This window comes from Vagococcus fessus (assembly GCF_003987565.1).
GTDB lineage: Bacteria > Bacillota > Bacilli > Lactobacillales > Vagococcaceae > Vagococcus_D > Vagococcus_D fessus.
This window is the reverse complement of record NZ_NGJY01000003.1, coordinates 57,541-69,809: the sequence shown is the minus strand read 5'-3', so window position 1 is coordinate 69,809 and position 12,269 is coordinate 57,541. Positions and strand designations below refer to the sequence as shown.

The window sequence follows — 12,269 nt, the reverse complement described above, 5'->3', positions numbered from 1 at the left end:
GGTCAGTGTAGTATTGGGTGACCTGAGCAAGTCCTCGCGGTTCTCAGCCGTGAGGTGCCATTTTTTTATGCGATTTATTTCTTATGGGGTAATTATAGGGGTAATGTATACGAACAGTCAAGGAAAAAAATCCTTGTTACATATAATATTAATAATTAAAAAGGTAAACTCCATTTTAAGATTTCTTTATCAAAAAATAAACATTATTGAAATATTGAAAGTATGCTTCAGTTTCAATATTTTCTAATTCTACAATGCTATAATTAGTAATTATGGTCACTCTTTTTGTTTCACCAACCTCGTCCACAGTCGCTTCTATAACATTCAAACTAGAGAATAGAAAAATCGGATTCACAGTTATCTGTTCCATCTTTATCATTATTATTATTAACACTAAAATCAATGTAAATATGATCAATAAGTCAAATACTGACTCTCCAGACTCAAATATAAACGGCAGCATTAAAGATAGTATGAAAAAACTATATTTTTCTAGAGTTAGTTTATTAAATTTAATAATTCTGTTTATCTTAGAAGTATAAGGTGATTTAAGTTTTCGACTTATCCATATTTTTAAAATATATAATGTGATTTTAAAAATAAAAATTGTTGAGATAGCGATTAATATAAACATAAAAATTTGAAACCTTACATTAATATTAAAAATAGCTATACTACTATTCCATTTAGAACTAGGGATATCATCAGAAAAAAAATATTTAACTAAAATTATCATAGAAACAGGTAAATACCCAACAATCCATAAACAAAATTCTACAACGGAAGAGAATTTGATCGAGAATTCTCCCCGAAATTTCATTCTCATTATTTAGTCTCCTTTCTGATAACCGATAATAGTTTTTACTTTTTTAGTTAGGAAAGATTCTACAATTTTATCTTGAAGAAAATGAAGTAACGGAGTTATATTGGTTTCATCAGCTATTTCTATTTTATTATCATTTTCAAAATCAATAAATTCTAATAAGTCTAAAAGCACTCCATTTTCTTCCCTTAATTCATCCTTATTAGTTTCTTTTAATTCCAAACTTTTTTTTATCACATTTAGTTCATTACATCTATCTTGATAATTCGATTTTAAGTCTTCTAATTGCTCTTTTTTCATTTCTGCAAGTCCTCTAGCGTATAAATGATTTGAACTTTTTTCTTTAAATTTTTGTGCAGATTCAAGATTTGAAAATATATCCATTTCAATTATCTGTTCAATATTCTCATCTCTTTTTTCAGTAATATGTGTATTGTATTTAAAACTTCTCTCAAAATCTTTAACTCTAAAAATAAAAATACGTTCTTTAAAAATAATAAAAGATAAATTACCACCTATATCAAAAAAAGATTCCACATTTTCTTTGATATGACCCTCGAACATACTTAGATATTTTTTTCTTTTACTAGATCTTTTTATACCTCTATAATAACAAGTATAAAATACATCCTCATTCTTTGTTACTTTTATTATTTGAAAATTAGAATTTAAAATAGACTCATTTTTCGGAGCAGTATTTACTGATGAAATAAGTAACTCTTTTTTTTCTTTTATATCAATAAACTCAGAATCTGATAATACTAATTCAACAACACTATCATTAATATTAAACTCATGATTATATTCTGAAATTTTTATATTTTCTAACTCTTTTATCTCATCCATCTTAATTTCTTTAAAAATACTATCGATAAGCCATCCTTTTAACTCATCAGATAAATCATATTCAATAGTTTTATATTTTTCATCTTGTTTAACATGTCTAGATAAGTAAAAAGTTATACCATGCCCTTCACCTTCTAGGAGTTCCAATAATTCATTGTAAATTGTACTCGTACTTTTCATTTTTTACCCTCCGACTAATAATCTAAAAACATATTCCGTACATAGTTCAGATATCTAATACGCCTAAAAAGTTTCAGTTTTAAAGCAACTCTAATATATTTTTTAATTCTGTATACTACTAAATTTGATGAACATTAGTTTCTCCAAATAGGTCCTTAGCTCTCTCTATTACTTCATCGTCTACAGTCGGCATAAGTACTACTAAGTTTTTCTTAGGTCTCGTACAACACACGTAAAAAATTTTTTTTGTTCTTTCAACAATTGAATCATTTGTTGAGAAATTTTTAAACATTTTTTCAAAATTATACTTACTCCATTCCCCGTTATCTAAAACAACTAATACGTTATCAAACTCACTCCCTTTTATACTATGTTGGGTTGCAAAAGGGAAATTTTCTTTTTGATACTTAATTGAGTTTCTATATTCAGAAAATGGTAGAGCTTTAAGGCGTAACCACAAATACTCTCCTTCATTATTTACAAAATATTCAAAAGAGTCATTTTTTAATTTAAATATATCTTCTGCTTTTTCAACAACTTGTTCAATCGTAAGACTCGGCTCTAACAACTTATTCATTTCATCATTTATTTTTTTCTTTTTATCAAATGATAGTATTTTTATATCAATTTTTTTAAGAAAATGGTTATAGTTTCCCTCCACATAAAGTTCAATTAACTCATAAATCGAATCAAGATATTTCAAAATTTCATCTCTATCCGATTTTGCCTCGTAAACTCCAGTCAACCCATTAAACTTATAAGATAACAAGGAATCTTTATTCACTCTAACGTTAGTAACTTCATCCCATTTTTTATTTTTTATCCAAGAAAACGCCTCATTATAATCTGCGTTAGACTTTATATTTTCAAGTAAGTTCCCTCTTTTTCTAACTGTAATATCACTTGCAAGGTTTTCAAATGATTCACTACCAGGGGACAAGATACCTTTCTTCACTTTATCCCGAATTTTACTTATTAATTCAATTATTAAGTCTGAGTTATACAGATTAAATAACTTTTGAAACCCCGCCATTTTAGCATTAGATCGATGGACTAGCCATAGTTCTTTAGTTTTTCTACTATCTGAGAAATCCCATTCATTAAACAAACCTATCTTACGGTAGTCACTGATTTCATCAAGATTTTTAGTATATAAAAAATTTATATTGCCTTGAATGACTTTACCATCTATCATGTTTGGGGCATTTGGATCACGTGATGGTTCTTGTTTTATACTATCATTTCTAATTTTGTTAGCTAAATTAATGACAGCTCCCGGGTTTCGTCTATTTTGTTTTTTATTTATAAAAACAAGGTTCTCATAACTCTCTTCATCTATTTTACCGACACCACTATCATATATTGCTTGCATTGGATCACCAAAGAAACCAACAATACTATTTTTATTACTTTGCTTAATATGGTCAAGAAAAATTTTCATTATCAAAGGGTCCGTGTCTTGATACTCATCTACAAAAATAAAATTGGCTGTATCTTTTAAAATATCACATAATTTAGGGTACCTTTCAAACATTTTTTCCGCAACAATCAATACATGGTCATGACTAATTTTACTATCTTTATTATTTTTCAGACTATAATACTCATCATATTTAATTTTATTATCTACAAAATAATCAATTGTTAATTGTTGATCTTCCTCAAAATCTTTAGGTAATCTAAACTTTTTTTCGCTTTCATCATTGATTAAATCTGTTAATACTTTTTTCATTTCATTTTGATACTTTGAAATCTTCGTCCACACAAACTCATGAATGGTAGAAACTTGAAGTTTATCATTTGTAATACGATTTCGGATTTCTGCTACTGCATTATTTGTATAAGTTATACATACAATTGATTTCATCGGGTAATATTCCCCAACTTTCTCAATCAAAGAAATAAGAGAATACGTCTTGCCACTTCCAGCACCGCCTGTTAAAACGAAATTCAGATTTCTCTCTATGCACTCAAGTGCTTCTCGAACTTCTGGCTCTATTGCTGTTGAAGCCATTCCAATCCCTCCTTTATATATCCAGGTACTTCCCATTTTTTTCCGTCAGTTTTTCCATCATAAAATAAAATTTCTGTCGCAAATGCCGATTTCTTTTCTATACAGTTTTGAGCTAATTTATAAAAATCACTAGGGTTATCATCAAATTGTTTTCTATTTTTTAGCCCTTGAGTAAATTTATCTCTATTTGAATTGATATAATCAAAATTAAGACAAATAAAAGCATCTTCAAAACTTCTAGGTTGATATTCTATATCATCTATTTTTTGACATGTTTGGTATGCAATACGTATTCTGTCTGTAATAGTTTTCTCAGAATAATTCTTATTTACTAAGCTTTTAAACTGTGTATCATCTGTTGGCAACCCAAAAAAAGAGCGTAATGAATAATTTGAGGTATATTTAGCTTCATTAGATGGACAAGCTTTCCCGCCATTCTCAAACACCCCATCTATGTCACTAATTACTAAAATTTTGATACCTAAAAAATCCATCAAATGCTTAAATGTGTGTGCATGTGCACCAACCTCAATAATTGAAATATTTTGGGATAACAGTGGAATATAGTTTTTCTCCTCCTCATGTTCCAAATCAATTTTTTTCATCATTGCTGGCAATAATATTCGTTCTGTATCACCTTCAATAAATACAGCTTTTTCAGTAAAAAAAAGTTCGGAACGATTCAAACTAAGATATTGTTTAACAAAATTAAATGCCTCGTCGTCAGATTTATACTTACTTTGCAATTCTTGAAAGTTTTTAGAAACTAAACTACGTCCATCTTTTTTAAAATAACGAACATCCTCAAACTCACATTCCGATACAATATGTGAAGAATGAGTTGTTATTACTGTTTGTATCTCTATTTTATTTTTTATTTTTCTTTCAGTTAATAACTCTTTAATATTCTTAATAAATACATATTGTAACTGAGGATGGGTATGTGCTTCAGGTTCTTCAATAAAAAGTATATTGATATCTGAAGGGGCTTCATTTTGTTTCCCACAAAATTCAGCTATACTAGTTTCTATCTCAAATATCATTCCAATTAGATTTAAATATCCCAATCCATTATAGCTTTCTGGCAACATACCATTATCATTCTTATAAAATAAAGTTGTATTATTTTTAAGTAAATCGATTTCAGAAATAGAAGATTCTATCCTTAAATTAGTCTCTGTTGTTCCTGATCCAAATCTGTTGACACTATTGAAAATTTCTGTAAAGATTCCTGAATTTTTATCTGTTCCATTATAAGCTTTGCTCAAAACTTTATCTGCACTATCGATAGCTTTTTCAAGCTTACTAACCTTTATTTCTTCTTCAGTAGTTTGTATATTAAAGTATTTTTGAGACAACGATGATAATGTACTATCATTTACTTTATTTGACGCTTCTCGATTAGCCTTAATTATTTTTATATCTATCAATTTTCTTATCTCTACAAACTTTATTTCATTTGAAATATTATTTGTAACCTCACGATTATTCATATCAAACTCTCTAGAGTATCTGCGTAAAGTGAAGTATTTACTAGAATGTTTAGTCATATATTTCGAAAACTTTTTAAAACTCTTCAATGCATCTTCATTTCCTAAATCAAGCTTTAGCTCCTTAAAAACATCCTCTTTGCAAGAATAAAAAAATTCTAAAACGACAATATTATTTTTTGGATCTAAGTTCATCATAAAATTTTGAATATTTTCATAACTGTCTTTTTCAAAATATTCAATAAAAACTTGCATCGTTATACCTGGAATTTCAAATCTACCATTATCTTCTGAATAATCTTTTATCTTTTTAAAGAGTTCTTTTTGATAATCGAGATTAAAATCATTCCAACTAAATTTGGTTTCTGTGGAAGATAGTAATTTATCCAAAATCGTCATAACTGATGTTTTACCACAATTATTCTTTCCCACTACTAAAGACATGTCTTCTCTAAAATCTAATTCAAAATCTTTCAATAGTCTAAAGTTTTTTACTTTCACTTTTTTTATATTCATATTTTTCCTCACTTTACTATTATAATTATGTATCACATGTTCATTAAATCACTTATTTGCACATCTCAATCTTACCATGTACAAACAACTTTTAAAAGAAAGCGTTTCATACTGAATCCTCGATAATTTAATTATACTCATATATATTTAAGAATTTTCTTCTAACTAAAAAACATACAAAATAAACCTATTCAATTTAACTAAAACTAAATTTGTAACGCTATGGTCGGTCGATATTATAATGTCCTTTTTAAAATTATCATTTTGATAAATTACTGACGTCTTATATATAATTTCAATTGAACTATCAATTTAGAAGCTATTGTGCTATCAAACTACTTAATAGCTAACCTATCTAGCCTATACAGTAACTTATATTCTAATTTTTATTAAGTCACAATACTACGAGTAAACAAATTATATATACCACGATTCACAATAATCTTTACTCTCGCTCAATAATGCATCACATCCTTTGGTTTCGACTACCTTATCAATATTATTCAGATATAATAAATACTTCCTTAACAATATTTTAAAAATTTGCGGTCATATAATATAATAAGAAAAATGGATTAGAGTTTAGCACAACAAATCAACTTTTAGAAAGAACGTGAAATAATAATGGACAAATCAATAATACTAAATACTGTTGAACAAACCGTAATACAAAATTATATTGATCCACTACCTAAGATTAAGTTTTCTGAATTAAATAATCACTTTATTAATAATCAAGTTATTGGAGTTTACTTTGTTTTTAATGAGAAAAAAGAATTAATTTATGTGGGACAATCCGGAGTAAATACAAAACCTCACTCAAAAAGAAAACTTAAAGATCGAATTAGACAACATCAAACTAAACGTGATACTGGGGCTAAAAACTTTGGTGTTAGTCCAAAGTTTGTGAGGAATAATTACTTTTTCTCATATATACCTTTAACTGAAAAAGAAGAAATAAAAGAACTAGAAAAGTTTTTCATTGGAATCTTTTCAAGAATTTTAAAATTTAATAAGTATCATAAAATTAAAACTTTTAACTAACTGCTATAAAATAACTTTTCAAACAAAACAAAAAAAGCTAGAAACCTCTATATCAAAGGTTGCTAGCTTTTCATTTATCATTATTACCCCACAGATCCTACCATTTCGTACTGGATCAGTCTGTTTAGTTCGACTGCGTATTCCATTGGTAGTTCTTTGGTGAATGGTTCTACGAATCCCATGACAATCATCTCTGTGGCTTCGCCTTCTGATAGGCCTCGGCTCATTAGGTAGTATAATTGTTCCTCTGAGATTTTTGATACTTTCGCTTCGTGTTCTAACGCTACTTGGCTGTTGTGAATCTCGTTAAATGGAATTGTATCACTCTTAGACTTGTCGTCCATGATGATAGTATCACATTCGATATGCGAGATAGAGCCTGCGCTCTTCTTACCGAAGGTTACTTGTCCACGGTAATTCACTTCGCCGCCGTCTTTAGCGATTGATTTAGACACGATTGATGATGATGTGTTTGGTGCGTTATGAATCATTTTCGCCCCAGTATCTTGGATTTGACCTTCACCAGCAAATGCGATGGATAGCATTGTACCGCGAGCGCCTTCTCCGTCTAACATAACACTTGGGTATTTCATCGTTGTTTTGGCACCTAAGTTCCCATCAATCCATTCTACTGTTGCGCCTTCGTAGGCTTTCGCACGTTTTGTTACTAAGTTGTAGACGTTATCTGACCAGTTTTGGATGGTTGTATAACGGCAGTAAGCATCTTTACGTGTAAAGATTTCTACGATAGCCGCATGTAAGCTGTTTGTTGAGTAAGTTGGAGCGGTACAACCTTCTACGTAGTGAACACTTGCGCCTTCGTCTACGATGATTAGCGTACGCTCAAATTGACCCATGTTTTCGCCGTTAATACGGAAATACGTTTGTAGGGGCACATCACATTTGATCCCTTTAGGAACGTAGATAAAGGTTCCACCTGACCATACTGCAGAGTTTAGGGCTGCTAGTTTGTTGTCAGTTGGGGGAACTAATTTTGCAAAGTACTCTTTAAAGATTTCTGGGTGTTCTTTCAGTGCTGAATCTGTATCTGTAAAGATGATGCCCAATTTTGAGAATTCATCTTTCATGTTATGGTAAACCACTTCTGATTCATACTGTGCTGACGCACCAGCTAAGTATTTTTGCTCAGCTTCTGGAATTCCGATACGTTCAAAGGTTTCTTTGATTTTATCTGGTACATCTTCCCAGTCGCGTGCTGCTTCGTTACTTGCTTTTTTATAGTAAGTTAGGGCATCAAAATCGATATCTGATAAATCAGGTCCCCACTCTTGCATGTGCATTTTATTGAAGGCCGCTAATGATTTTAAGCGGAAGTCTAACATCCACTCTGGTTCTTCTTTGACCTTTGAGATTTCACGGACAATATCCTCTGATAGGCCTTTGCCTGTTTCAAAAACTGACTCCACGTCATCGTGGAAGCCATATTTATATTCTTCTAGTTCAATTCCTGTTACTTCTTCACTCATTATGGGTCTCCTTTACTGGTTAGTTATGAGAGTCGTCACAGTGACAGGTTTTCTCAACTGTCATGGTTTGGTTCTCGTGAATGCCTTTTTCTAATGCTTTCCACCCTAGTGTGGCACATTTGATACGTGCTGGAAATTTCGCAACTCCTGCAAGCATCTGTGCGTCACCTAAAGCGTCTAAGTTTGCCACGTCTTTTCCTTGGACTAACTCAGAAAAGCTATTAATTAAATCTAAGGCTTCCGCCGTTGTTTTCCCGATTACGGCATCGGTCATCATACTTGCACTAGCGGTACTGATTGAACAGCCACTGCCAGAGAATTTGATGTCTTTGATTGTTTGGTTGTCATCAAGTTTTAAATGCAGTTGAATCACGTCGCCACATGTTGGGTTGTTTAATTCAATCTGTGCATCGGCCTCTTCTAGTTCCCCATGGTGATGAGGGTGGCTAGAATGGTCTAAAATCACTTGACGGTATAAGTTGTCTAATCTAGATAGCGCCATTTTCGAAAAACTCCTTCGCTGCAATGACGGCTGCCACAAATTGGTCAGCCTCTTCAAAGGTATTGTAAAAGTAAAAGCTTGCTCGCGCCGTTGATTGCACGTCTAAGTAACGTAACAACGGTTGGGCACAGTGATGACCTGCTCTGACAGCCACACCTTGCATGTCCATTGCCGTTGCAAAGTCATGAGGGTGAACGGTATCTAAGTTAAAGGAAATCACCGCACCGCGGTCGCTGGCTTTTTGTGGGCCATATATCTTCAGGCCGTCAATAGCTTGAAGTTTTGGCATCACATATTTAGTCAGGGCTTCTTCATAGGCATGAATCTCGTCCATTCCGATATCATTTAAGAAATCGATGGCTGCGCCTAATGCAATCGCACCTGCAATGTTAGGTGTCCCAGCTTCAAATTTCCACGGAAGCTCAGTCCACGTACTTTCTTGGTCGTAAACAAAATCGATCATCTCACCACCGTATTCCACGGGCTCCATCTTTTCTAGTAAGGCACGCTTACCATAAAGAACGCCAATCCCGGTTGGGCCACATAATTTGTGACCGCTAAAGGCATAGAAATCCACGTCTAGTGCTTGTACATCCACTGGCATGTGAGGAGCTGCTTGAGCGCCATCCGCTACCATCACTGCACCGACAGCGTGAGCCATCTCTGCAAGTTCTTTAATTGGATTCGTCACACCCAGTACGTTAGAGACGTGGGCGATTGATACGATTTTAGTTTTAGGTGTTATTTTAGTTGCGGCATCTGCCATATCCAGTAAGCCATCATGGGTTAACTCGATATAGACTAATGTTGCCCCTGTTTGTTTGGCAACCTCTTGCCACGGCACGATATTTGAGTGATGTTCCATGTAAGAAATCACAATCTCGTCACCAGGTTGTAAGTTTGCCAACCCGTAGCTTCTTGCAATCCAGTTTAAGCTGGTTGTCGTACCACGAGTAAACAATGTTTCCGCGGTTTCTTTGGCATTGATAAAGGCTCTCACCTTTTCACGAGCGGCTTCATAATCATGAGTGGCACGCTCTGCTAAAGTATGAACACCACGGTGAACATTGGCGTTATTTAATTGGTAGTAAGTCGTAAGGCTCTCTAAAACCGCTTTGGGCTTTTGAGTGGTAGCCGCATTGTCCAAATAAATTAACGGTTCATCATTGACACTCTGATCTAAAATCGGAAACTCTTTTTTTAATGCGGCTGCGTTTAACATTACGATAACTTCCTTTCGATAACTTCTGCTAATTCTTGTTGCACTTCTTTAACAGGAATCGCTGTTAAGACAGAACCTAAGAACCCACGGATAACTAAGCGTTCTGCTTCTGTACGTCTTAAACCACGACTCATTAAGTAGTACATTTCTTCAGGGTCAACACGACCAACTGAAGCGGCATGTCCTGCTGTTACTTCATTTTCATCAATTAAAAGAATCGGATTAGCATCTCCACGAGCATCGTCAGATAACATTAACACACGACTTTCTTGTTGTGCGTCTGCTCCTTTAGCGCCTTTTAGGATATGACCAATTCCGTTAAATGTTAACGTTCCACGGTCACGGATCACACCGTGTTGTAAGATATGTCCCACTGAATGAGGAGCCATATTTGTCACACGTGTATCAATTCCTTGTACTTGACGACCTGAACTAATCGCAACAGCTTTTACTTCTGAGTGCGCGCCTTCGCCCACTAAATCAGAATCAAAGTCCGCTACTACGTTCGCTTCGTTCATCACACCAATCGCCCAGTCAACTGACGCATCACGCATAATGTGACCACGACGGTTTAAGTAAGCTGTTACGTTTTCGCCTAATTGGTCAATCGCCGAGAATTTCACACGAGCGCCTTGTTTGGCGATAACTTCAACGACGATATTCGCTGTTGATTTCACGTCACCTTCGCCTACTGTTTGGAAACGTTCCAAGTAGTTGAATTGTGAATTTTCGTCAGCCACGATTAACACGTGTTTGACAAAGTTAGTATTTGACGCTGCATTTTGTAAGAAAATGGCTTCAATCGGTTCCTCAATCACAACGTTTTTAGGAACGTATAAGAACATTCCGCCACTCATAAAGGCAGCATGGAACGCTGTTAATTTATCTTCATCTGCTTTGACTGCTAAAGTCATGTAAGCCTCTTTAACTAAGTCTTCATGTTCTTGCATCGCTGTAAAGATATCAGTAAAAATAACACCTTTTTCCATTAATGATACTGGCATTTGCTCAGCAATCGTAATGTTGCCGTGTTGAACTAATAATGGATTATCTTTGGCTACATCAAAGCTGTAAACCCCATCAAAATCCACTGTTTCTTCAAACTCTACCACGTTTGTTAAATCCCAACGGTCAATTTTGACACGTTCGATTTGTGGTAAGTCTAAATCGTTAATTAAGTTTAAGGCTGCTTCTCTGTTAGCAAGCATCCAAGCAGGTTCTCCTTGGCTAGCTGAATAAGCTTGGATATTGCCTAGATAAGTTGTCATATCTGTTGTTTTCATAGTATCTAGTCCTCCTTTTTTATTCTGCTGCTAATTCGATTCCTAATTCTTCACTAATTCCTGCATAACCTTCTGCTTCTAAACGTTTAGCAAGTTCTGCTCCACCTGTTTTAACTACACGTCCGTCCATCATTACGTGAACAACATCTGGTGTGATGTAGTTAAGTAGACGTTGGTAGTGAGTGATGATTAATGCGCCAAAGTTTTCGCCGCGCATTTCGTTGATTCCTTTTGATACCACTTTAAGCGCATCAATATCAAGACCTGAATCGATCTCATCTAAGATTGCAAATGTTGGTTCTAACATTAATAATTGTAAAATTTCGTTACGTTTTTTCTCTCCACCTGAGAAGCCTTCGTTTAAATAACGTTCAGCCATATCTTCTGACATGTCTAATAATGCCATTTTCTCATCTAATTTTTTGATAAAGTTCATTACTGAGATTTTGTCATCTTCGTCACATTTTGCATTCATTGCAGCACGCATGAATTCAGCATTTGTGATACCTGGGATTTCACTTGGGTATTGCATTGCTAAGAATAGACCCGCACGAGCGCGTTCGTCTACTTCTAATTCTAAGATATTTTCGCCATCTAAAAGAATTTCTCCTTCAGTCACTTCGTAGTTAGGATTTCCCATGATAGCAGCAGATAATGTTGATTTACCCGTTCCGTTTGGTCCCATAATCGCATGGATTTCGTTAGTGTTCATTGTTAAATTAACACCTTTTAAAATTTCTTTATCTTCAATTGACACATGTAAATTTTTAATTTCTAAAACAGACATTAGCAATGACCTCCGTATTTAAATTTTGTCTTTAAAACTTCCTTTTCAGTTTATCCTAATTGAGAATGAATTTCA

The 12,269-nt window shown here is 33.5% G+C and carries 10 protein-coding genes; 1 reads left to right on the top strand and 9 read right to left on the bottom strand.

The features are described from left to right. Positions 1 to 175: 175 nt before the first annotated feature. The 4 genes from CBF31_RS08585 to CBF31_RS08570 form a co-directional block, all read right to left on the bottom strand. Positions 176 to 826 carry a hypothetical protein gene (locus CBF31_RS08585; protein ID WP_126832059.1) on the bottom strand — a complete coding sequence of 217 codons (651 nt, stop codon included), beginning with the start codon at positions 824 to 826 and terminating at the stop codon, positions 176 to 178. 3 nt (positions 827 to 829) lie between these two features. Next, positions 830 to 1,849 carry a Kiwa anti-phage protein KwaB-like domain-containing protein gene (locus CBF31_RS08580; RefSeq protein ID WP_126832057.1) on the bottom strand — a complete coding sequence of 340 codons (1,020 nt, stop codon included), beginning with the start codon at positions 1,847 to 1,849 and terminating at the stop codon, positions 830 to 832. A 118-nt stretch (positions 1,850 to 1,967) separates the two neighbouring features. After that, entirely contained in the window at positions 1,968 to 3,863 is a 1,896-nt protein-coding gene (locus CBF31_RS08575; RefSeq protein WP_126832055.1) for a UvrD-helicase domain-containing protein, read from the bottom strand. Then, on the bottom strand, positions 3,845 to 5,869 hold the full coding sequence (locus tag CBF31_RS08570; RefSeq protein WP_126832053.1) for an ATP-dependent nuclease: 2,025 nt from the start codon (positions 5,867 to 5,869) through the stop codon (positions 3,845 to 3,847). The genes CBF31_RS08575 and CBF31_RS08570 overlap by 19 nt, the downstream gene beginning before the upstream one ends. Before the next feature lie 624 nt (positions 5,870 to 6,493). Here CBF31_RS08570 and CBF31_RS08565 point away from each other — a divergent pair. Next, positions 6,494 to 6,913 (top strand): GIY-YIG nuclease family protein, encoded by a 420-nt coding sequence (locus tag CBF31_RS08565; RefSeq protein ID WP_126832051.1) that lies wholly within the window; start codon positions 6,494 to 6,496, stop codon positions 6,911 to 6,913. 83 nt (positions 6,914 to 6,996) lie between these two features. On the opposite strand, the gene sufB is transcribed toward CBF31_RS08565, so the two are convergent. Genes sufB through sufC form a run of 5 tightly spaced genes read right to left on the bottom strand, consistent with a single transcriptional unit; the run spans position 6,997 to position 12,194 of the window. Next, positions 6,997 to 8,400 (bottom strand): Fe-S cluster assembly protein SufB, encoded by a 1,404-nt coding sequence (gene sufB / locus CBF31_RS08560; RefSeq protein ID WP_126832049.1) that lies wholly within the window; start codon positions 8,398 to 8,400, stop codon positions 6,997 to 6,999. A 19-nt stretch (positions 8,401 to 8,419) separates the two neighbouring features. Further along, complete coding sequence (gene sufU / locus CBF31_RS08555; protein WP_126832047.1) at positions 8,420 to 8,902, bottom strand: Fe-S cluster assembly sulfur transfer protein SufU; 483 nt, start codon at positions 8,900 to 8,902, stop codon at positions 8,420 to 8,422. Next, positions 8,889 to 10,124 (bottom strand): cysteine desulfurase, encoded by a 1,236-nt coding sequence (locus tag CBF31_RS08550; protein WP_126832044.1) that lies wholly within the window; start codon positions 10,122 to 10,124, stop codon positions 8,889 to 8,891. The genes sufU and CBF31_RS08550 overlap by 14 nt, the downstream gene beginning before the upstream one ends. Next, positions 10,124 to 11,407: a Fe-S cluster assembly protein SufD gene (gene sufD / locus CBF31_RS08545; RefSeq protein ID WP_126832042.1), complete on the bottom strand. Its 1,284-nt coding sequence runs from the start codon at positions 11,405 to 11,407 to the stop codon at positions 10,124 to 10,126. The genes CBF31_RS08550 and sufD overlap by 1 nt, the downstream gene beginning before the upstream one ends. Before the next feature lie 19 nt (positions 11,408 to 11,426). Then, complete coding sequence (gene sufC, locus CBF31_RS08540; protein WP_126832040.1) at positions 11,427 to 12,194, bottom strand: Fe-S cluster assembly ATPase SufC; 768 nt, start codon at positions 12,192 to 12,194, stop codon at positions 11,427 to 11,429. Positions 12,195 to 12,269: the final 75 nt, after the last annotated feature.